Here is a 21759-nt window from a genome sequence, read left to right as displayed (position 1 = left end):
GCTGCCGAAAACGAAACTTTGCTGTTCAAAACCAACTCCGTGCGGAAATATCCGTTTGAATGTCGCCGTTCAGGGTCGCGCCCACGTCACCGCAAAGGCGCAATTATCCCAACCCTGGTTCATCGCATATTGCCGGGCGAAGCTTGCTTGAAACAGGTGGCCGGTTGAGGCGCTCCACGAAATAATTTTAGCTCGAGATTACAGATATTTACCGTGCATTAACTACGCCTGCTGTGGGCGTTCGGGCACTGCTTCGTTTTAAGAAGTTGGCAAGCATTGGCTGCGAGATTGCTCCCCGACATGACGGGTTTGGGGCCAAGAACACAGGGCACCGAGGGGCATGAAGCTGGTCCGTCATCGCCGGTAAGCAGTCCGGTAATGTCCTCCTTTTGTATCTAGTTTTCTAGGGGACAGACTTTTATGACAAGTATCAATACGAACAACTCTTCCATGGCAGCTCTCCAGACGCTGCGTAACGTCAACAAGGGCCTGAACCAGACTCAGAACCACGTTTCGACCGGTCTGCGCGTCGGCTCGGCTTCCGACAACGCTGCTTACTGGTCGATCGCAACGACCATGCGTTCCGACAACAAGGCGCTTTCGGCCGTTTCCGACGCTCTCGGCATGGGTGCCGCCAAGGTCGATACCGCTTACACTGCGATGGACAGCGCCATCGACGTTGTTTCCGAAATCAAGGCCAAGCTGGTTGCCGCGACTGAAAACGGCGTCGACAAGGCGAAGGTCCAGGAAGAAATCAGCCAGCTGCAGGCGCAGTTGATGAGCATCGCTCAGTCGGCTTCCTTCAATGGCGAAAACTGGGTCGCCGGCGCAAACAATACCACCAAGAGCGTTGTTTCGTCCTTCGTTCGCGATGGTTCGAACGGCGTGTCGGTCAAGACGACCGACTACAAGCTGGACAACTCCTCGGCCGGCAACGTCCTGTTCGGCATGAGCGGTGGCTCGATCGAAACCTCCACCGGCATCCTCGGCACCTCGACGGGCGCAACCGGTTCGGTCTACTCGATGGACATCACCAACTTCACGCTGGGCCAGATCTCGACGGCTCTGTCCAACGTCGAATCCGCACTGAAGGCGATGACTTCGGCTGGCGCCGAGCTTGGCTCGCTGTCCACCCGCATCGAAATGCAGGACGATTTCGTCTCGGCTCTGAGCGACTCGATCGACTCCGGTATCGGCCGTCTCGTCGACGCCGACATGGAAGAAGAATCCTCCAAGCTCGCCGCCCTGCAGACGCAGCAGCAGCTTGCGATCCAGTCTCTCTCGATCGCCAACTCCTCTTCGCAGAACATCCTGTCGCTCTTCCGCTAAGCGCGGTCGAAATCGACAAGCACTTAAGTCTCGCGGCCGGATCATCCCGGCCGCGAAATGTTTTAAGAACATGTTAATCAAACAGTACCTAACATTCAGATTTCATTAACTAAATTTCTCCTTCAGCTTCAGTATTCCTTAACCATCTTGCTGTTTTCTAGGCCCATCGAAACGGCGAGTTAACCTTAATGGATACGGTTAACAGGCATGAAGCTGATCGCTGTGGGCCGGCAAAAAATTCCGGAATGTCCCTTCCTTGTTTTTCCTGCCAAAGGGGCAAATAGACATGACGAGTATCGTTACCAACAACGCTGCAATGGCAGCTCTCCAGACTCTGCGCGGCATCAACCAGGGCCTCGGCGAGACCCAGGATCACGTTTCGTCCGGCCTGCGGGTCGGCAAGGCCGCTGACAATGCTGCTTACTGGTCGATCGCAACGACCATGCGTTCCGACAACAAGGCGCTTTCGGCCGTTTCCGACGCTCTCGGCCTCGGTGCCGCCAAGGTCGACACTGCCTATGCCGCGATGGACAGCGCCATCGACGTTGTTTCCGAAATCAAGGCCAAGCTGGTTGCCGCGACTGAAAACGGCGTCGACAAGGCGAAGGTCCAGGAAGAAATCGACCAGCTTCAGGAACAGCTGCTGAGCATCGCTCAGTCGGCGGCATTCTCTGGCGAAAACTGGGTCGCCGGCGCAAACAACACCACCAAGAGCGTTGTTTCGACCTTCGTTCGCGATGGTTCGAACGGCGTGTCGGTCAAGACGACCGACTACAAGCTGGACAACTCCTCGGCCGGCAACGTCCTGTTCGGCATGAGCGGTGGCACGATCGAAACCTCCACCGGCATCCTCGGCACCTCGACGGGCGCAACCGGTTCGGTCTACTCGATGGACATCACCAACTTCACGCTGGGCCAGCTCTCGACGGCTCTGTCCAACGTCGAATCCGCACTGAAGGCGATGACTTCGGCTGGCGCCGAACTTGGCTCGATCTCCACCCGCATCGAAATGCAGGACGATTTCGTCTCGGCTCTGAGCGACTCGATCGACTCCGGTATCGGCCGTCTCGTCGACGCCGACATGGAAGAAGAATCCTCCAAACTCGCCGCCCTGCAGACGCAGCAGCAGCTTGCGATCCAGTCTCTCTCGATCGCCAACTCCTCTTCGCAGAACATTCTGTCGCTCTTCCGCGGCTAATTGGTCGAAGAACATTCACCGGCCGGCTCGTCCGGCAGGCCACGATAAGGAGGCCGCGCTTCGTTGGGAGCGCGGCTTTTTCTGTTGGCGTTAACTATTCGTTAACCATTTTGGCGTCTTCTGCGCTCAACGAAACGGCGGGTTAACCAATATTGATTTTCGGTTAACAGGCATGAAAGCTGACCGCCGCTCCCGGTAGTCCGGAATGTCCCTTTCCAAAAAATGCCAACAAGGGGCAATCATTTTATGACCAGTATTTTGACCAATGTCGCTGCAATGGCCGCTCTCCAGACGCTGCGGGCCATCAATGACAGCCTGGAGGAAACCCAAAATCATGTTTCATCCGGCTATCGCGTAGAAAAGGCAGCCGATAATGCCGCCTACTGGTCGATTGCAACGACCATGCGCTCCGACAACAAGGCGCTTTCGGCCGTCTCCGACGCGCTGGGTCTGGGTGCCGCCAAGGTCGACACAGCCTATTCTGCGATGGACAGCGCCGTCGACGTAGTGACAGAAATCAAGGCTAAGCTGGTTGCCGCTACCGAAAAGGGTGTCGACAGAACAAAAATCCAGGAAGAGATCAAGCAGTTGCAGGCGCAGCTCCTCAGCATAGCGCAATCGGCATCCTTCTCGGGCGAAAACTGGGTCGCGGGCAACGAAACGAAAAGCGTTGTCTCCTCCTTCGTGCGCGACGGCAACGGAAACACTTCCGTTACGACCACCGACTACAAGCTCGATTCCTCGTCGACCGGCAACGTTCTCTTCGGCGTCAGCGGTGGCGCAATCGAAACCTCGTCGGGCATTATCGGCTCTTCGAACGGCACCATCGGTTCAATCTACTCGATGGACATCACATCTTTTGGAACGGACGGGATTTCGCTCGCCCTGACGGCCGTCGAACTCGGCCTCGATGCGATGACGAGGGCAGCCTCGCAGCTCGGCTCGATCTCGACACGCATCCAGCTACAGGAGGATTTCGTCTCAGCGCTGAGCGACTCGATCGATTCGGGCGTCGGCCGCCTCGTCGATGCAAACATGGAAGAGGAATCAAGCAAGCTGACGGCATTGCAGACGCAGCAACAACTAGCGATCCAGTCGCTGTCGATTGCCAATTCCAGCGCGCAGAACATTCTCTCGCTCTTCCGCAGTTAAGCTTCCGGTTGAAGCTGAGCCGGGCCTGATCCTGGAGAAGCAGCGCGTGTCAGCTTCCATCGACAGACAGCAAATCGCGCCACTATGGCGCGATTTCGGTTTTGGAAATCAAGAGCTTGCGTCAAGCTTGCCGTTGCGTTCGGCCAATGCGATCAACCTCTTGCCGGCGAGGTTAATGTCGGGTTAACCTCATTGTAAGTTGATTTGTTTGCGACGTACCGGCCTGGAGGGACCAGCCGGCGGCATGAAGCCAGTTAAGTCGCTGCCGGCAATCCGGCCTGTCCCATTCATACTAGTTCAGGGATTAATCGATGGCCTACACGATCACAGACGTAGGCGCGTTGAACGTGCTCACTGTTCTTCGCGGCGTTAGCAAGGAAGCCGACACCGTTCAGCGGCAGGTATCGTCGGAGCTGCGCGTCGAGACTGCGGCAGACAATGCCTCCTCATGGGCTTCCGCAACGACGCTGCGGTCGGACGAAAATGCGTTGAGGACGGTCGGCGATGCGCTTGGTCTCGGTGCCGCGAAGGTCGATACCGCCTACACGGCGATAACTTCGCTGATCGATGTGGTCTCGGAGATACGCAAAACCGTCGTATCGGCGAGCGACCCCGCCAATGATCGAGACAAGCTCAGCGTCACGATGGAGCAGTATAAGGCACAACTGGAAAGTGCCGTGAATTCCGTCAATTTTTCCGGCGAGAACTGGCTGTTGAACCGAGATGCGACGGCACCCGTGCAACGGTCGGTCATCGGCGGATTCGTCCGCGGTCCGAACGGTGAATACTACCCGCAGAACATCACTTACCCGGCAGCCAACACGATCATGATCGACACGAACAACGCCAGCCGCGGGCTACTGACGAAATCGATCAACGCCGATCCGGACGCAATGCCTGCCCGCAATTACTACTTGCTCGATGCGGGTTCGACGACGTCGGCGGTTGGTTCCGAAATGTCGATCTCTACAAGCTCGACGTCGCAGGACCTGCAGGACATGCTGACGGTATCGGACAATATTATTTCCAGCCTCAATGCGACCGCCGCGGGCCTTGGCACGATGAATTCCCGCATCGAAGACAGGCAGGATTTCGTCGCCACGCTTTCGACGTCGCTGAAGAGGAGCATAGGCGCCCTTGTCGATACCGATATGGACGAAGCTTCGGTTCGCCTGTCCGCAGCTCAAACAGCGCGTGATATGGCAACCGAAGCACTTTCCGTCATGAATACGTCCGCAAGCAAGGTCCTGATCCTGCTCGAGTAGTGTCGGCGAAAGGCATGCGCGGAGCCTGCCATTCATCCTCGCACAAGTTTGGGTTTCTAGTCTGAAGAAGAAACGCTGTTTGAGCCGTGCGGAGGCTGAAGAATGTCTTCGCGTCCGTTGCCGGCGTAAGGGTTTGGTTCGTGCAAGGCAGGACGCGCATGTCGAAATTGATTGCAGATGCCGGGGGGGTTTCAATGAGCGCTATGCTTTCCCGGTATTTGAAGGACTTCGGTGAGACGAAACCTGCCGCACAGGTCGTCGACGCGGACAACTTGGTCGACGACGACTTCGGCGGTTTTGCGAACATCCCGCAAGAACCTGCGGTCGATGTCGGAGCCGAGCGTCGCGAGGCCTATGGCGAAGGCTATGCCGCAGCCACGGCCGAGCTGACCGAGAGGTACGAGTTGGAGGCGCAGACGGTCTCGCTTGTGCACCAGCGCGAGATCGAAGAACTGACGGCAAGGTATCAAGAAGAGACGGCAGCGGTGATTGCACGCCGCCTCGATCAGATCGGGGTGGAGGTCGCAAACCTCGTAAGTGCGGCAACCGCGAAAGCGATTGCGCCGATGCTGACGGAGGCGCTTGCCGTCCAGGCGGTCTCAAGTCTCGCAGCCATGCTACGCGAAGCGATCCTGGAAGGCGCAGCAGGTTCGGTGACGGTCAGGGGCCCGTCGCGGCTTTTCGAGTTGCTGAAGGCCGAAATGGGTGAAAGGCGGGATCTGCTGCGTCATCAGGAATTCGAAGACGCCGATCTCTCCGTTGAAGTCGGTGATTCCGTCCTGATTACGCGCATTTCCGCCTGGTCTGCCAGCCTGAAGAAGGTTCTTGAATGAGTGAAAGCGAAAACCATCACCACGGCAGGAATGAAGTCATCATCGTCAAGCGGCATGGCGGCGGCGATCATGACGGCGCCCATGGCGGCGCCTGGAAAATCGCCTATGCCGACTTCATGACCGCAATGATGGCGTTCTTCCTCGTCATGTGGCTGGTCAATGCGGCCAACGAGGAGACCAAGGCTTCCGTCGCCACCTATTTCAACCCGATCAAACTTGCCGATGAGAAGCCCACCGAGAAGGGCTTGAAGAAGCCCGTCGACCAGGCCGATGGCGATCGCAAGCAGGACAGGTCCAAGGTAGAGGAAGAAGAACCCACCAAGGGCGCATCTGCCGCCAATGGTGACGATCAGACGTCGACTTCGGGCGACCAGAAGAATTACTCCGAAGCCGATTTCTTCGAGAACCCCTATTCGGTACTCGCCGAAATCGCCCAGGAAGTCGGCCAGCAGGCAAATGTCAGCGCCAAGGGCGAGGGCGGAGCAAGCGATTCGGGCCCCGCGACCGGAGCTGACGGCGGCCAGGCGTATCGCGATCCGTTCGATCCGGATTTCTGGACGAAACAGGTCGAGGTCACGCAAGCCGACAAGGTCGAACAGGCAGCAGCCGACCAGGCCGACCCCGAACAGAAGCCCGATGCGACGGCACTGGCCAAGGCAGAGGCTCTCAAGCCCGCAACCGCGGATCCAGCGTCCGCCGCCGCAGGCGAAGCGCAGGACAAGGGCGCGATCTTGCCGGAAAAATCGGGTGAAGCCGCAGCCAAGACGCAAAAGCACGGCCAACACCAGCCTGCCGATGCACCGGTGCCCGCCGACGAAGACAAACATGCCGAGGAGCTGCAGCAGGAGATCGCCCGGCAGATCAGCACATTTGCGGGCAAGCTTGCGGAAGGTTTGACCGTCACTGCAGCAGAAGGCGGCCTGCTGGTCAGCCTGGCCGACCAGGACGACAATTCCATGTTCAATATCGGCTCGGCCGTTCCGCGTAAGGAAATGGTGCTGGCGATGGAAAAGATCGGCGAAATCCTGAAGAGCCGTCAGGGGGCAGTCGTCATTCGCGGCCATACGGACGGCCGTCAGTTCAAGGGTGCCGACAATGAGAACTGGCGTCTTTCCATGGATCGTGCGCAGGCGGCCTATTACATGCTCGTTCGCGGCGGGGTGGACGAAAAGCGCGTCGCTCAGGTTTCCGGCTTTGCCGATCGGAGGCTGAAGCTGCCCGACGATCCCTTCAACGCCGCCAACCGCCGCATCGAAATCCTGGTTCAAACGGATCGGGGATAGTCTCATGGCGCGCCCGCAGCACCGGCATCTTCTCCTGGCTCTCGGATTGGCGATCGCTTCGCCAACCGTCGCTGCAGATGAGGATCAGGCGAACCTGGCGCCGTACAAGATGTTGCGTTCGCTGCAGTTCGTACAGGACTCGGTCGCCCTCGGCGATCATTCGGCGGCCGAGATGCAGCGCTTCATGCTCGGCACGATCGATCAGCGCCTGCGCAATGGGGATGCCTCAGTCTTCGATGACGACCGCAACGTCGATGCCGCACTCGTCTATGCCATGAGCGGCGGCAATCCGGCCACTCTCGAATACCTGATTGCCAGGGACGTGAACGGTTATTTCGACAATCGCGTAACCGATGTCCTGCGCAAGTACCTGAGCGGCAAGGGCCTGCTCGTTGCAAAGACACTGGTCGATACCGCAAATGAGTACCGCGACAAGAAGATCGGTCCCTATCTCGCGCTTGTCGGCGGCAACGTCATGGTGGCGCGAAGCCCGGACGAAGCGCTCAAGCTCTATGATCAGGCGCGGCTTTCGGCGCCGGGGACGATTGTCGAAGAAGCCGCCCTGCGCCGCTCGGTGGCGATCTGCGTCGAGGCGGGACTCCTTGACAAGGGGCTTGCCTATTCGCAGCGCTATGTGCGGCGGTTCCTCCACTCGCCGTATGCGAGCCAGTTCGCGGATCTTTTCGTCAAGCTGATCGTCGACCACGACCATTTGAAGACGGAAGATATCGTCAGCATCCTCTCCTTCATGGACGAACCGCGGCGCCGCGAGGTGTATCTGCGCATTGCGCGAGCCGCCGGTATTGCCGGCAAGGCGGAGCTTGCAAGGACGGCGGCCGCATATGCCCAATCGCTTGCCGGTGAACCGAACAATGCGCTCGGCATGCTTGCCGATTTCTACGGCAACATGGCCTCTGTCTCCACGCCCGACGTGGGTGCGGCCGCAAAGAGCATCAGCAGCGTTGCAGACAGCGAGCTCTCCCCGCGCGACCGCGCATTACGCGCTGCAGCCAAATCCATCGCCGAACAGGTGCTGCAGCCGCCGGATCCGGCAAGCCTGACACAAGCGTCCAGTTCTAAACCTGCTAGTGAAGAAATCACTTCTGAACAGGCAGCCGTATCGACGGCCGACGGATCCCAGCCCGTAGAGATCGCGGCGCCCTCCGAGCCTGCTGACGATGGGGCGGCGCCGGCGCTTTTGGGGGACGGTGCAGAGCAGGAGGCTGACCCGTCATTCAAATCCTTTGTGACGACGAGCCGTTCGAAACTCGACGAAATCGACGGTCTCTTGAGCCAAGAGAGCAATTGAAATGATCGACATGAACCTAACGGGGGGAGCGGCCGCAACCGAAGCCGCGCCAGCCGCCAGAGGCAATGGTCCGGCAGCCAAGGGCGGCGAGGCTGCCAATGGCGGCTTTTCGGACGTGCTCTCGAAGGCAGGAAACGGTGCGCAAAGCACCACCGGCGGCGCGCCTGCCGCAGCCGCTTCGGCCGACGATGCCCAAACAGCCGTCGACGAGGGCGCTGCCGGCCGTGTCGTTCTTGATTTGCGCGATCGTGCGCGCAGCAAGCCGTTGATGGCTCTTCGCGATGCATCCTTGAAACAACAGGCCGCAACGCAGCCGGAGAAGGTTGCGATCATCACGGGCAAATCCGGCAAGGATCAGATGAAAGGCCGCGTCGATGCCGCTTCGGTAGAATTCGACGTCAAGGAAGACGCCCGCGACGTCGCCGAAGATGCACATGCCGCAAAAGACGGAAAATCGGCAAAGACCTTGGAGAACAAGACCGGAGCCGATGAAGTCCCTCCGTCGGATGCGACGTCCGTCTCCGATGCACTCGGTCTTTTGAACAAGGAGGCGACGGGCACGGTGATGCCGGTGTCACTCCTGGCTGCAGGCCACGTGGATGAAAAGGACGATATGGCCGGTAAGGAAAGCGATCCCGGCCGTGGCACGGCAATTGCGACTGCGGCCGATGCGCTGGCGGCGATCAGCGCCAGCGACGCGCAGATGCCGGCGGTAGACGGCCCAGCCAATCTTGAGGCAAAGACCTTCCGTTTGAGCCGTGCGGACGGGCGCGGGGAGTCCATGGACATCCGTATCGGTGCTGATCAGGACGCGTCCGGCGCCAAGGCAAAGAGCGATATCGAAAACGTCACCATTCTCGATTCACGCCGCTATATCGGCCTTGCGCAGAATTCCGCATCCGTGACCGCGGCAATCCTTGGCGACAACGAGTGGACGGGTGCGATGCAGCCGAGTTCGGCATTGTCGAACGCGGCCGAATGGACGAGCACCGGGAAGGTCGTCAACACGCTGAAGATTCAGATGTCGCCGATCGACCTCGGTCTCGTGACGGCAACGATGCGCCTTTCCGGCGATGCCCTGAACGTCGACCTGAAGGTTGAAACCGGTGCGGCCTATCGGCAGCTCAAGGAAGATCACGGCAAGATCATCGAGGTTCTTCGCAGCCAGGGCTATGCCATCGACAACGTCACGATCAGCATGGCGCCGGTAGAAAGGCCCGACGCGGGGAACCAGGCAAATGCCCAAGAGCAGTCTTCCCAGCAACAATCCCTGCAGCAAGGGCAGGGTGGCGAAGCGCGCGAGCGCAACGCCCAGACGGCGCAGCGCGGCAATGGAGGCCTTAATGGGGCAGGGGAGACCAATGGTGAAGATGTTGCTTCTGGTGCCGCTGGCGGCGGCGCTTCTGGCAGCGTTTACCTGTGAGGCGCGCGCCTCCGGCGGTGCCTGCGAAAGGGAAATCCAGTCAGCTGCTTCCAAATACGCCATACCGGAAGGCATTCTCTATTCCGTGGGGCTCACGGAAACCGGCCGCAAGGGTTCGCTCAATCCTTTTGCGCTCAACATAGAAGGCAAGGCAGTCTTCCCGCCCACCGAGCTGGACGCCATGAGGCAGTTCCATTCGGCGCGAAAAAACGGCGCCAAGCTCATCGACATCGGCTGCATGCAGATCAACCATTACTTTCATGGCGAGAATTTCAGCTCGGCGGAAGCCATGTTCGACCCGCACCGCAATGTCGAATATGCGGCCAAGTTCCTTCGCAATCTTCACGATCGGCATGAAACATGGACGATGGCGGTAGCACGATACCATGCCGGGCCGAACAACGATCCTGCGCAGAAGCGTTATGTCTGCCGCGTGATCGCCAATCTCGTCGCTACCGGCTATGGCAAGTGGACTCCCAATGCGAGCAACTTCTGCCAGAACTGATACAAGCAAAAATTGAAAATCTGGAACAAAACGGAATCGTGCCATAATGTGGCAGGAATTGGCCGAAAGTTGGGTTCACAAGACCTGATTTACCTTTCGTTAACTTTTCCACGAAATTTTTGTGTGCATAACTGACAAGGCATACTAGATATAGAGCAAATCGGGACCCAGTTCTTAATCAACTATTAATTCCTGCCATTTAGTTCCAGCAGCTTGTCCCAGATTCGTGCGATTCGTACCCATAGATCATCGAGGTGCCACACTGATTCGGAGGCGGACGAATGATCGTAGTGGTTGATGAGCGTGAGCTCGTGAAAGATGGTTACACATCACTGTTTGGCCGGGAGGGCATTCCCTCGACCGGCTTTGATCCAGGTGAATTCGGCGAGTGGGTGCAAACGGCGGCCGATTCCGATATCGCGGCTGTCGAGGCCTTCCTGATCGGCCAGGGCCGGCAGGCTCTCGAGCTGCCGCGGGCGATCCGGGATCGCTCCCAGGCGCCGGTGATCGCGGTCAGCGACCAGCCGTCGCTCGAAAACACCCTTGCACTTTTTGATTGCGGCGTCGACGACGTCGTCCGCAAGCCCGTGCACCCGCGTGAAATCCTGGCGCGGGCTGCTGCGATCCGCCGCCGCCTGAAGGCGATTTCGACCCGCACCGATATCGGCGCGATCCGCGTCTTCTCGGACGGCCGCGATCCGGAAATCAACGGTGAAGTCTTTGCGCTTCCCCGCCGCGAACGCCGCATTCTGGAATACCTGATCGCCAACCGCGGCCGCCGCGTCACCAAGACCCAGATCTTCAATGCCATCTACGGCATCTTCGACGAGGAAGTCGAAGAAAATGTCGTGGAAAGCCATATCTCCAAGCTGCGCAAGAAGTTGCGCAAGAAGCTCGGCGTCGACCCGGTCGATTCGAAGCGCTTTCTCGGCTACTGCATCGACTGGAACTGATTTTCAGCGGCGGGCCTGGCCCGCGGAAACGTGCCTTTCAACATTTCGATCAGGCAGCTCCGCTTTAGACAGACAGCTTCACGCAAGGCCCGCCAAATACTCTCCAAGCTATCAAGGAAAACGAGGTTTTCAGATGAGCATATTTGGCAGCATGAAGACGGCAGTGTCGGGGATGAACGCACAGGCAAACCGCCTGAGCACCGTTGCCGACAACATCGCGAATGCAAATACCACCGGCTACAAGGCTGTCTCGACGGCCTTCTCCTCCCTCGTGCTGCCGTCCACGGCTGGCAACTACAATTCCGGTGGTGTGCAGACGTCGATCCGTCAGGCTGTTTCCGACCAGGGCGACATCTCCTACACGACTTCGGGCTACGACCTTGCCATTTCCGGCGACGGCTTCTTCATCGTGCAGGGCGCCGACGGCACGCCGGTCCTGACCCGCGCCGGTGACTTCACGAAGGACGACGAAGGCAATCTCGTCAACTCCGCAGGTTTCACGCTGATGGGCTATCCCTATGGTTCGTCCGCTCCGGCCGTCGTCGTCAACGGCTTCGACGGCCTTGTTCCGATCAATGTCCTCGGCGACCAGAAACTGGAAGCCGTGCCGACGGCGAATGGTACGTGGACGGGCAACCTCAAGCCTTCTTCGCCCATCGAAACCACCGCGGCAGACCTGCCGAGCGCAAACGGCGCAACGGCCACATCCGATACCCAGAAATATTCGATCGTCACCTATGACAAGCTCGGCAGCAAGGTGATGTACGACATCTACTTCACGAAGGTTCCGGTAACGGCCGTGGCGCCGCTGCCGCCGACCGGCACCGCCTACGAATGGGAAATGGCGGTATTCCGCAATGCTGACAAGGCCGCGACTGGCACGAGCTCCTTCCCGTACTCTTCAGCCGCCGTTGACGTGAAGCGGGTATATTTCGACAGCTCCGGGCAGATGCTGACGGATGCAACGCATACCGGCACCACGGATATCATCGATCCGGTGACGGGTCTCACCATCAATATGAGCCTCGATCTCTCGCAGGTCGGCGACAGTTGGTCCGGTACTGGCAACGTCGATGGTCAGGGCGCGAACTCGCCGGTCGATATCACGATCGACGCCGATGGTGTGGTGTATTCGAAATACGACGACGGCAGCACCAAGCCTGTCTTCCAGATCCCGCTCGCAAACGTGCCGAGCCCCGATCTGCTGACGCTGATGTCCGGCAACGTCTACTCCGCCAACGGCAGGTCCGGCGTCACCGTCACCGGCTTCCCGCAGACGAGTGGCTTCGGCAAGATCCAATCGGGCGCGCTTGAAGGTTCGAACGTCGATATGGCAGGCGAGCTCACGGAAATGATCGAGTCGCAGCGCAGCTACACGGCAAACTCGAAAGTGTTTCAGACGGGTTCGGACTTGATGGACGTCCTCGTCAATCTCAAGAGATAAGTAAGGTAACGGCTAAGCCATGTCGCTCACTTCCGCACTTAACACGGCACAGGGCATATTCAACAATACAGGCGCACAAAGCAGCGTCGTATCGAACAATATCGCCAATGCCGGCAATAAGGATTACGTGCGTCGGCAGGCGATGCTCACCACCTCGTTGAACGGCGCGCAGGTGGTCAAGATCAATCGTGCGCAGGAGGATGCTCTCCTGCGCCAGTACCTGAAGAGCAATTCTCAGGACAGTGCCCAGCAAACGCTCTTGAACGGCTTGGAAGACATCAAGTCCGTCATCGGCGGCAACGATTACGAGACGGCGCCCTCCACCTATCTTGCGGTCTTTCGTGACAAGCTCAGCGCGTTCAGAGCCGCACCGAACAGCACGATCGCCGGCCAGGGCGCCATCACGGCGGCGCAGGACGTCGTAAACTCGCTGAACAATGCGACCAATGCTGTCCAGCAGGTGCGCATGAATGCGGACAAATCGATTGCAAATTCCGTCGAGGAGCTGAATGAGCTGCTTGCGCAATTCGAAACCGCAAACAACGCCGTCAAGTCTGCCACGTCTTCCGGTGCCGATCCGTCGCAAGCGCTCGACCAGCGCGACGCCTTGCTCAAGCAGATTTCCGGCATCGTGGGAGTGACGACCGTTTCCCGCGACAACAACGACATGGTGCTTTTTACCTCGGACGGGGTGACGCTCTTTGAGACCATTGCGCGCACGGTGACGTTCAAGCCGACCCAAAGCTACGGCGCATCCACCAACGGCAATGGCGTCTACATCGATGGCGTGGCGCTCGGCAAGGGTTCGGGCGGCACGACGTCGGCGCAGGGCAGTCTCCAGGCGCTTCTCCAGCTTCGTGACGATGTCGCGCCGACATTCCAATCCCAGCTCGACGAAATCGCCAAGGGCCTCGTTGCGTTGTTTTCGGAAACGAACACGGCCGGAACCAGCACGCTGCCGGGTCTGTTTACCTGGACGCTGCCGAGCGGGCTTGCGGGCGCAACGCCGACGACAGCTGCGATCATCGACGGCATTGCAGGTTCCATCACGGTCAATCCGGCGGTGGTGACCTCGCTGGGCGGCGATCCGATGAAGCTGCGCGACGGTTCGATCAACGGCGCCACGTTCAATCAGAATACCGCTGCCAACGGCGGCTACACCGCCCAGCTCGACAAGCTCTACACGGCCATGGGCGCCAAGATGGATTTCGATCCGGGCGCCGGCGTCATCGGCTTCAACTCGGCGACGGGTATCGATTCAAACGTCAGCATCATGGATTTTTCGTCCAGCTCGATCGGCTGGTTCGAACAGTACCGCAGCGACGCGAGCGGCGCCACGGAGAACACGGCGGCAGCGCTTTCGCGATCCGACGAAGCCTATTCCAACGAGACCGGCGTCAACCTGGACGAAGAGCTGACGCTGCTTCTCGACATCGAACAATCCTACAAGGCGGCTACGAAGATTTTGAACGCCATCGATGAAATGTTGAAGTCATTGCTGGATATAGCGAGTTAAGCCATGAAGAGCTCCTTTATTTCTAGTTCAGCCATTCAGAACGCCATGCGATTGACGATCCGCCAGTCGCAGAACCAGATGGTCAAGGCTTCGATTGAAGCCACCACCAAGACCTACGCCGATATCGGCGTATCGCTCGGCATCGACGCGGCCAAGAGCGTGAACTACGCGCGAGAGCTCGATCGTATCTCCTCGTTCAAGGACAGCAACTCCACCGTCAATCTTCGTCTCGAAATGTCCCAGAGTGGATTGGCCGACGTGCAAAAGGCGAGCGATGCACTGGTGAAGAATCTGACGGCGCTCAAGGGAAGCCAGGCATCGACCGCCATCACCGTTACCCTCCAGTCCTCGTCTGCGGCACTTTCGCAGCTCATGGACACCGGCAACATGATCACCGGCGGCGAATACTTGTTTTCCGGTGTCAATACGGACGTTCCGCCACTGACGGATCGCAGCGCGACCGTCGAAGCCGATATCGTCACTGCGCTGAACACTTATGCGAGCGGGCTGGCCAAGCCGGTCAGCGCCTTGACGGCGGCTGAAATCGATACCTTCATGACCAGCACCGTGGAGCCGATGTTCAGCGCTGCGGCATGGACCGATCCGGTAACAGGCTGGTCCAAGGCTTCCAACCAGAACATGACGAGCCGGATCAGCAACTCGGAAGTCATCACATCGTCCACCAACGCCAATTCCGACGGCATGCGCTACCTTGCAATGGCCACGGTAATGACGAATGCGCTGATCGACCAGGGCCTTGGCACTGATGCCATGGACGCGGTTTCGTCGCGCGCCATCGGCTATGCGGCGCAGGCGACCTCGGGCCTCGTGACCCAGCAAAGCCAGCTCGGCCTGTCGCAGGAGCGCGTCTCAAAGGCCAACGACGCCCTCGACGCCCAGGCTGCCATCATCAACAACAAGGTCGTGGACCTCCAGGGTGTCGACCCGGCAGAAGCTTCCACCCTCGTCAAGACTTTGGAGACACAGCTCGAAACGGCTTACACGATCGTATCGAAAATACAGCAGCTGAGCCTCGTGAACTACCTTTGATGATCAAAGGCGCGCAATACAAAGAAGGATGCATGAATGTATCAATTCTCTTATGCCGAGGTCATGCAAGACTCGGTGACCGACGCGAAAGAGCGGGAGCGGCAAGTTCTCGACCGGTCGATCGAATTGCTTTCGCTGGCGCGCGACAAGGAAAAGTACAGCCGGGAATCGGTTGAGGCACTGTTCTACACCCGGCGACTTTGGGTGAGTTTCATCGAGGATCTCAAGCATCCCGACAATCAGCTCCAGATCGAGCTGCGGGCCAACCTGATTTCGATCGCAATCTGGATTTTGAAGGAATGCGACAAGATCAGGCGACGCCAATCGAGTAACTACCAAGGCATTATCGACGTTACCACCATCATCAGGGATGGACTTAAATGAAAAGTACACTTCGCATTTCGCTAAAAGCCGGAGAGAGAATCTTCATCAATGGCGCGGTTTTGCGCGTTGACCGCAAGGTCGCGCTGGAATTCCTGAATGATGTGACATTTCTTCTTGAAAACCATGTTCTTCAGCCGGAAGACGCTACGACGCCGCTGCGCCAGCTCTACTTCATTGCGCAGATGATCCTGATCAATCCGGAAGGCAAGGAGCAGTCGACGGCAATGTTCCGCAAGTCGATCACCATGCTGCTGACATGCTTCAAGAACGAAGAGGTTCTCGCCGAGCTGAAGCGCATCGATGGCCTCGTCTCGACGGGGCGCGCATTCGATGCACTGAAGGCGATCCGCGCGCTTTACCCCACCGAAGACGGCATCTTGAACAACCAGGAAATGCACCCGGCGATGGTCGAGCAAATCCGCAAGGAGATCGCACCATGGCGGTAGACGGCGTTTCCAGCGTCGGCACGACGTCGACCACGCAGACTGCGCAGCAGAAGGCGACGCTCAACTACGACAACTTCCTGCAGTTGCTCATCGCGCAGATGAAGAACCAGGATCCGACGGATCCGATGGACGCCAGCGAGCAGATGTCGCAGCTCGCAAGCTTCTCGCAGGTCGAGCAGACGATCCAGACGAACACGAAACTGGACACGCTGCTTGCAAGCTCCAGCCTCACTCAGGCCGGCAGCTATATCGGCAAGCACATGACCAGCGCCGACGGCACCGTTAATGGCACCGTCGCCTCGGTCAAGGTGTATTCCGACGGAATTATCGCGACGACGACGGATGGGAAGAGTATTCTTGTGCAGGCGGGAATCACGCTCGCGGACGAAGCGCCGACGTCAGACACGTCGTCGTGATCTGGTTTGCAATGAACTCATGATGGTCCGGCTTCTGCGGGCGGACCGAAATGCGATATGAGGCGCCTGACGATGAATGAAGCCGATGCACTCGACCTTTTTCAGGCGGCGATCTGGACCGTTTTGATCGCGGCCGGCCCTGCGGTTGCGGCTGCCATGATCGTCGGTCTCGTCATCGCGCTGATCCAGGCGCTGACGCAGATTCAGGAAGCGACGCTCACTTTCGTTCCAAAGATCGTCGCCGTCCTCATTACCGTCGGCATTTCCGCACCGTTCGTCGGTTCCCAGATCTCCATTTTCACCGACATGGTCTTTTCGCGCATCCAGTCCGGCTTCTGAGCTACCTTCGCGCAAGCTTCGCCGGTTAATTCTCGATCCGGACTGGGCAGGATTTTACCTGCCTCCTCTCATGAAGAGACGGAATCGAAATGGCGCAACCACCTGCACTCCCCCTTCCGAAATCTGCTCCGAGCCTTCGTGATGTCGGTTTTGCCCTCGGCATCATGGTCATCATCTGCGTGCTCTTCCTGCCGATTCCGCCGTTTCTGATCGACTTGGGGCTGGCTTTTTCGATCGCGTTCTCCGTTCTGATCCTGATGGTTGCCCTCTGGATTCAAAAGCCTCTCGAATTCTCGTCCTTCCCGACCATCCTGTTGATCGCGACCATGACGCGACTGTCGCTGAACATCGCAACGACGCGCGTGATCCTTTCGCATGGCAACGAGGGGCATGACGCCGCCGGCGGCGTGATCGCAGGCTTTGCAAGCCTGGTGATGTCCGGCGATTTCGTCATCGGTCTGATCGTGTTCCTGATCCTGATCACCATCAACTTCATCGTCATCACCAAGGGTGCGACGCGTATCGCCGAAGTCGGCGCGCGTTTTACCCTGGATGCGATCCCCGGCAAGCAGATGTCGATCGACGCCGATCTTTCTGCGGGCATCATCGACGAGAAGGAGGCGCAGCGCCGCCGCAAGGAGTTGGAGGAGGAAAGCTCCTTCTTCGGCGCCATGGACGGTGCCTCCAAATTCGTCCGCGGCGATGCGGTGGCCGGCCTCCTTATTACCTGCATCAATATTTTCGGCGGCATCATCATCGGCTATTTCCGCCATGACATGCCGATTTCCGAAGCCGCCGACGTCTTCGTCAAGCTCTCGGTCGGCGACGGCCTGGTTTCCCAGATGCCGGCGCTTATCGTTTCCCTGGCGGCAGGCCTTCTCGTTTCGCGCGGTGGCACCATTGGCTCGACCGACCAGGCCGTCGTCAATCAGCTGAGCGGTTATCCGCGCGCGCTTTCCGTTTCCGCCGTGCTGATGGCGGTCCTGGGTCTGATGCCCGGCCTGCCGACGGTCCCCTTCCTGTTCCTTGGCGGTCTCATGGCCTTCGGCGCGTGGTTCATTCCAAGGCAGATCGAAGCGGAGAACAAGGTCCGCCGCGAGCAGGAGGAGAAGAAGGTCGTTCAGACCAAGGAGCTCGAAAAGGACTCCGTCAAAGCGGTCCTGCGCACCTCCGAAATCGAACTCGCCCTCGGCAAGATGGTGTCGACACGCCTGCTTGGCGCACACCAGGAACTCGCCTTCCGCGTCGGCAAGATGCGCAAGAAATTTGCAACGCAGTATGGCTTCGTCGTTCCGGAGATCAAGGTCACCGACGATATCGGCATTCCAGAGAAGTCCTACCAGATCCGCATTCACGGGACGACGGTGGCATCGAACGCGCTGCGTGTCGGCGAAGTCTTGGTCGTCACCGGCTCCGGCCGAAAGCCGCGCATTCCAGGAGACGAAATCCGCGAACCGGCTTTCGGAATGCCGGCGGTTTCCATTCTTGAGGCTTTTGCCGAGGACTTGAAACGGGAAGGTTTCCAGCCGATCGACAACGTCTCGGTGGTCCTCACCCACATGAGCGAGGTCATTCGCAACAACTTGCCGCAGCTTCTCTCCTACAAGGACGTGAAGGTTCTGATCGACCGTCTCGATCCCGAGTACAAGAAGCTCGCGGACGAGATCTGCACCTCGCATATGTCCTATTCGGGCCTGCAGGCGGTCCTCAAGCTGCTGCTTGCCGAACGCGTCTCGATCCGTAACCTGCACCTGATCCTGGAAGCCGTGGCCGAGCTTGCGCCGCATGTGCGCAAGACTGAGCAGATCGTCGAGCATGTTCGCATCCGCATGGCACAGCAGCTCTGCGGCGACCTGGCCGACAATGGCGTGCTGCGCGTCCTACGGCTTGGCAGCAAGTGGGACATGGCCTTCCACCAGGCACTCAAGCGCGACAACAAGGGCGAGGTCGTCGAATTCGACATCGACCCGCGCAGCCTTGAGGAATTCAGCGAGCAGGCAACGAAGGTTATCCGTGAATTCATGGATCGCGGCCTGCCATTCGCCCTTGTCACGTCGCCGGAAACACGCTCCTATGTACGCATGATCATCGAACGGCTGTTCGCCACGCTTCCGGTTCTTTCGCACGTCGAACTGGCCAAGGGCATCGAGATAAAGATTTTGGGCTCTATTTCATGATTTCCGACCCGCAAGGGACTGTTCTGGCGCTCTTCCTGGTTTTCTGCCGAATCGGCGGCTGTGTCCTTGCAATGCCAGGCTTTTCCTCGGCGCGCGTGCCGGAGTTGCTGAGGGTCTTCGTGGCCGGCGGCCTTTCGATCGCCATGCTGCCGGTCCTTTGGGATACGGTTTATCCGGCTGTCAGCAATACCGGCACGACCTATATCGGTCTCATCGTCAGCGAATCGCTGATCGGCGTCATGTACGGCTTGCTGGCGCGCCTCTACACGTTGGGCTTCCAGTTCGCCGCCAGCATCATCGCCATGATGGTGGGATACACCTCACCGGGTGCGGCAGATGTCCTCGAGGATTCGATGGAAACGAGCCTCTCGGGTTTCATCACCTTTGCCGGAATGATGATTCTCTTCATGATGGACTTCCATCACATCGTGTTCCGGGCGCTGATCGATTCCTACACGACGATGCCCTTCGGCGGCATTGCCGATATGCGCGCCAATCTGATATCGCTGACCGATACGCTGCAATCGACGACCTACGTCATGCTCCGGCTCGCAAGCCCGTTCCTCATCTACAGCATGATGTTCAACGTCTCGATCGGCTTCATCAACAAGCTGGCGCCGCAAATTCCCGTTTACTTCATCTCGACGCCCTACATGCTGCTTGGCGGCTTGTTTTTGTTCTATTTCTCTGTCGCCGCCTTGATCAGCCAGTATGCACAGTCTTTCCCAAGCGTGTTCATCGGAAGATAGCGGATGGCGCAGAAGACCCGTTCCGAAAAGCTGAGGCGGCTTGTGGCAGTCCAGCGGCACCTGGAGCAGATGGCCGAGTACGACCTTGCCGAAACGAGCCGCCAGCGTGCCGATGTCAACCAGTCGATCGACAATGTCGTCCTGGCGCTCGGCTCCATGGATCCGGTCCATCGTGCCTTTTCGCAAAGCTATGCGGACCGGTTCGAGCGGCTGAGCACCAAGGACAAGCAGTTGACCGGCATGCAGCAACTGCACGAGATGCGACTGCAGCGCGAGCGGGCCAAGGGCGACCGGCTGGAAGAGGGCATGAAGGACGCCCTTGAAAGCGAACGGCGCGAGGCCGATGACAACGCGGTCTATGACGTCATCGATCAGAAATTTGCAACACCAGCCTCCAGCAAGCTTCAAAAACCATAATCCCTGCAACTTAATTTAGAGGATTGTGACATTGGCGATTTCACCCCCGAGTGATCTGGTCCTGGACGTTGTCAAAGCCGCCGACCCGATGGAGGTTCAGGTGGCCCAGGAGAAACTGAAAGCGAGCCGCGCCGCCTTTCGGGCAACGAGCCTTGCCGAAAACGGTGATGGATTTTCTGCCAAGGTGCTTGACGGCGTTACCGAAAAGACCGGGCTCGACAACGTCAAGAACCGCGCCGGGACTGAGGAGATTCCTGAAACCTACCGGAAGTTCGAGGCCATGGTGCTTCAGAATTTCATCAAGAACATGCTGCCGAGCGAGAGCGAACAGGTCTACGGCAAGGGCGCGACAGGTGACATCTGGAAGGGCATGATGGCCGAGCAACTCGGCAACGTCATCTCCGAAGGCGACGGCGTCGGCATAGCCAAGCAGCTGTATAACGAGGCGCTTCGCAAGAAGGAGGGTGCGATCGTGAACGCGTCTGCGGACCAGGATGACCGCAAGGTCGCCTTCAGCATGATCGACGAATTCCAGCGCAGGACGTTCGGCACGCCAACGGCGGATGCCAAGATCAATAATGAAGCATAACCGAGGATCAAATGGAAATCATCTCGAACGAATATCGTATCAAGTCGGTCCTCGGCCGTCTGGAAATGATCATTGACAACGAGAACACGCGGATCGGCAGCGACCCGCAGTTCGATCTCAAGGTCTCGAATGCGCACAAGAGCCGCTGCCTCTATGAGCTGTCGACGCTCTTTCGTGATACGGACCCGGCCGAGCTTGCTGCGTCGCATCTGGAACAGCTTCACGGGCTAAAGCAGAAGCTGACGCTCAACGCCCGGCGCGTTGAAGCGCATCTTGAAGCCGTTCGTGCAGTTGCCGACCTGTTGAAGAATGCCGTTCAGGATGCGGATGCCGACGGCACCTATTCCCAGGAACAGTTCGTTTCGCGTGATGCCGGATGGTGAAGCTCGTCCTGACAGGCATCTGGGTCTGCGCCATCACGCTTGCTTCGGTCTATTTCTCCGTGAAGCTGGCGACTGCACCGGCTCCGCCGGCGGATGATTCGAAGCAGAGCCAGCTTGAGCTTGTGAAGGGCGAGACAATCACCGTACCGATCATCGGCGACGGCGCGGTGACCGGTTACTTCCTCGCTCGCGTGTCCTTCATGATGAACAAGGACACTGTGAAGGGGCTGACCCTGCCGCTTACCGAAATGACCACCGACGAGCTTTTCACCCTGCTCGTCGGCAATAAGATGGTCGATATCAGCAAGCTGAAATCATTCGATCCTGAGGCCTTGCGCGACGCGATCAAGAACGGCATGAACGAGAAACTTGGCGGCGAATATGTCTCCGAAGTCATGCTGGAGCAGCTCGACTACCTTTCCAAGGAAGAGGTGAAAGCCAACGCCTCCGGCCATCAGAAGAGCACGGCCGATCCGGTCAAGATCATCCAGTCCCCACCACCTGAAGCTGCAAGCGCAGCCCACTAGTTTTCGCCGGCTTGCCCAAATTGACGGCGCAGCTGCATGCTGAGAATCAGACAGCCCCGAAATTGCGCTGAC

At 58.6% G+C, this 21759-nt stretch carries 23 protein-coding genes; all 23 read left to right on the top strand.

All coding sequences use genetic code 11. The features are described from left to right. Positions 1 to 420 precede the first annotated feature (420 nt). The gene (locus tag EV130_RS10050; RefSeq protein ID WP_074060214.1) at positions 421 to 1329 is read left to right on the top strand and encodes a flagellin N-terminal helical domain-containing protein; all 909 of its coding nucleotides are present in this window, start codon (positions 421 to 423) and stop codon (positions 1327 to 1329) included. A gap of 286 nt (positions 1330 to 1615) precedes the next feature. After that, positions 1616 to 2527 carry a flagellin N-terminal helical domain-containing protein gene (locus tag EV130_RS10045; protein ID WP_074060215.1) on the top strand — a complete coding sequence of 304 codons (912 nt, stop codon included), beginning with the start codon at positions 1616 to 1618 and terminating at the stop codon, positions 2525 to 2527. Positions 2528 to 2773: 246 nt separating this feature from the next. Continuing rightward, a complete protein-coding gene (locus EV130_RS10040) occupies positions 2774 to 3679 on the top strand; it encodes a flagellin N-terminal helical domain-containing protein (protein ID WP_074060216.1) in 906 nt (301 codons plus the stop codon). Positions 3680 to 3990: 311 nt separating this feature from the next. After that, positions 3991 to 4944, top strand: a complete 954-nt coding sequence (locus EV130_RS10035; RefSeq protein ID WP_132660154.1) for a flagellin N-terminal helical domain-containing protein — start codon at positions 3991 to 3993, stop codon at positions 4942 to 4944. 194 nt (positions 4945 to 5138) lie between these two features. Continuing rightward, positions 5139 to 5777, top strand: coding sequence for a hypothetical protein (locus EV130_RS10030; protein WP_132551923.1), 639 nt, complete (start codon positions 5139 to 5141; stop codon positions 5775 to 5777). Continuing rightward, positions 5774 to 7060 (top strand): MotB family protein, encoded by a 1287-nt coding sequence (locus EV130_RS10025; protein ID WP_132551924.1) that lies wholly within the window; start codon positions 5774 to 5776, stop codon positions 7058 to 7060. The genes EV130_RS10030 and EV130_RS10025 overlap by 4 nt, the downstream gene beginning before the upstream one ends. 4 nt (positions 7061 to 7064) lie before the next feature. Next, the gene (gene motC, locus EV130_RS10020) at positions 7065 to 8369 is read left to right on the top strand and encodes a chemotaxis protein MotC (protein ID WP_132551925.1); all 1305 of its coding nucleotides are present in this window, start codon (positions 7065 to 7067) and stop codon (positions 8367 to 8369) included. A 1-nt stretch (position 8370) separates the two neighbouring features. After that, a complete protein-coding gene (locus tag EV130_RS10015) occupies positions 8371 to 9792 on the top strand; it encodes a flagellar hook-length control protein FliK (protein ID WP_132660153.1) in 1422 nt (473 codons plus the stop codon). Continuing rightward, positions 9740 to 10297, top strand: a complete 558-nt coding sequence (locus tag EV130_RS10010) for a lytic transglycosylase domain-containing protein (protein WP_132552060.1) — start codon at positions 9740 to 9742, stop codon at positions 10295 to 10297. Before EV130_RS10015 ends, EV130_RS10010 begins: the two co-directional genes overlap by 53 nt. Positions 10298 to 10578: 281 nt before the next feature. Beyond that, the gene (gene rem, locus EV130_RS10005) at positions 10579 to 11250 is read left to right on the top strand and encodes a transcriptional activator Rem (protein WP_132660145.1); all 672 of its coding nucleotides are present in this window, start codon (positions 10579 to 10581) and stop codon (positions 11248 to 11250) included. Between the two features lie 133 nt (positions 11251 to 11383). Beyond that, a complete protein-coding gene (locus EV130_RS10000) occupies positions 11384 to 12694 on the top strand; it encodes a flagellar hook protein FlgE (RefSeq protein WP_074060224.1) in 1311 nt (436 codons plus the stop codon). A 19-nt stretch (positions 12695 to 12713) separates the two neighbouring features. After that, positions 12714 to 14210, top strand: coding sequence for a flagellar hook-associated protein FlgK (gene flgK, locus EV130_RS09995; protein ID WP_132660143.1), 1497 nt, complete (start codon positions 12714 to 12716; stop codon positions 14208 to 14210). A 3-nt stretch (positions 14211 to 14213) separates the two neighbouring features. Then, on the top strand, positions 14214 to 15260 hold the full coding sequence (locus tag EV130_RS09990) for a flagellar hook-associated family protein (protein WP_132551927.1): 1047 nt from the start codon (positions 14214 to 14216) through the stop codon (positions 15258 to 15260). A 36-nt stretch (positions 15261 to 15296) separates the two neighbouring features. Continuing rightward, the gene (flaF, locus tag EV130_RS09985) at positions 15297 to 15644 is read left to right on the top strand and encodes a flagellar biosynthesis regulator FlaF (RefSeq protein ID WP_074060227.1); all 348 of its coding nucleotides are present in this window, start codon (positions 15297 to 15299) and stop codon (positions 15642 to 15644) included. Further along, on the top strand, positions 15641 to 16090 hold the full coding sequence (gene flbT, locus EV130_RS09980; protein ID WP_022717181.1) for a flagellar biosynthesis repressor FlbT: 450 nt from the start codon (positions 15641 to 15643) through the stop codon (positions 16088 to 16090). Before flaF ends, flbT begins: the two co-directional genes overlap by 4 nt. Further along, complete coding sequence (flgD, locus tag EV130_RS09975) at positions 16081 to 16506, top strand: flagellar hook assembly protein FlgD (RefSeq protein ID WP_074060228.1); 426 nt, start codon at positions 16081 to 16083, stop codon at positions 16504 to 16506. Before flbT ends, flgD begins: the two co-directional genes overlap by 10 nt. Positions 16507 to 16578: 72 nt before the next feature. Continuing rightward, complete coding sequence (gene fliQ, locus EV130_RS09970) at positions 16579 to 16845, top strand: flagellar biosynthesis protein FliQ (RefSeq protein ID WP_022717183.1); 267 nt, start codon at positions 16579 to 16581, stop codon at positions 16843 to 16845. Between the two features lie 89 nt (positions 16846 to 16934). Continuing rightward, positions 16935 to 19022, top strand: coding sequence for a flagellar biosynthesis protein FlhA (gene flhA / locus EV130_RS09965; protein WP_074060229.1), 2088 nt, complete (start codon positions 16935 to 16937; stop codon positions 19020 to 19022). Continuing rightward, on the top strand, positions 19019 to 19771 hold the full coding sequence (locus EV130_RS09960; RefSeq protein WP_074060230.1) for a flagellar biosynthetic protein FliR: 753 nt from the start codon (positions 19019 to 19021) through the stop codon (positions 19769 to 19771). The genes flhA and EV130_RS09960 overlap by 4 nt, the downstream gene beginning before the upstream one ends. 3 nt (positions 19772 to 19774) lie before the next feature. Next, positions 19775 to 20188, top strand: a complete 414-nt coding sequence (locus EV130_RS09955) for a hypothetical protein (RefSeq protein ID WP_074060231.1) — start codon at positions 19775 to 19777, stop codon at positions 20186 to 20188. A 31-nt stretch (positions 20189 to 20219) separates the two neighbouring features. After that, the gene (locus tag EV130_RS09950; RefSeq protein ID WP_132660141.1) at positions 20220 to 20777 is read left to right on the top strand and encodes a rod-binding protein; all 558 of its coding nucleotides are present in this window, start codon (positions 20220 to 20222) and stop codon (positions 20775 to 20777) included. Between the two features lie 11 nt (positions 20778 to 20788). Then, entirely contained in the window at positions 20789 to 21160 is a 372-nt protein-coding gene (locus EV130_RS09945) for a hypothetical protein (protein WP_074060233.1), read from the top strand. Next, positions 21154 to 21687, top strand: coding sequence for a flagellar basal body-associated FliL family protein (locus tag EV130_RS09940; RefSeq protein WP_074060234.1), 534 nt, complete (start codon positions 21154 to 21156; stop codon positions 21685 to 21687). Before EV130_RS09945 ends, EV130_RS09940 begins: the two co-directional genes overlap by 7 nt. The last annotated feature ends 72 nt before the right edge of the window (positions 21688 to 21759 follow it).

This window comes from Rhizobium azibense, assembly GCF_004342325.1.
GTDB lineage: Bacteria > Pseudomonadota > Alphaproteobacteria > Rhizobiales > Rhizobiaceae > Rhizobium > Rhizobium etli_B.
Note: the sequence above shows the minus strand (reverse complement) of the source record. Positions and strands in the feature narration are given on the sequence as shown.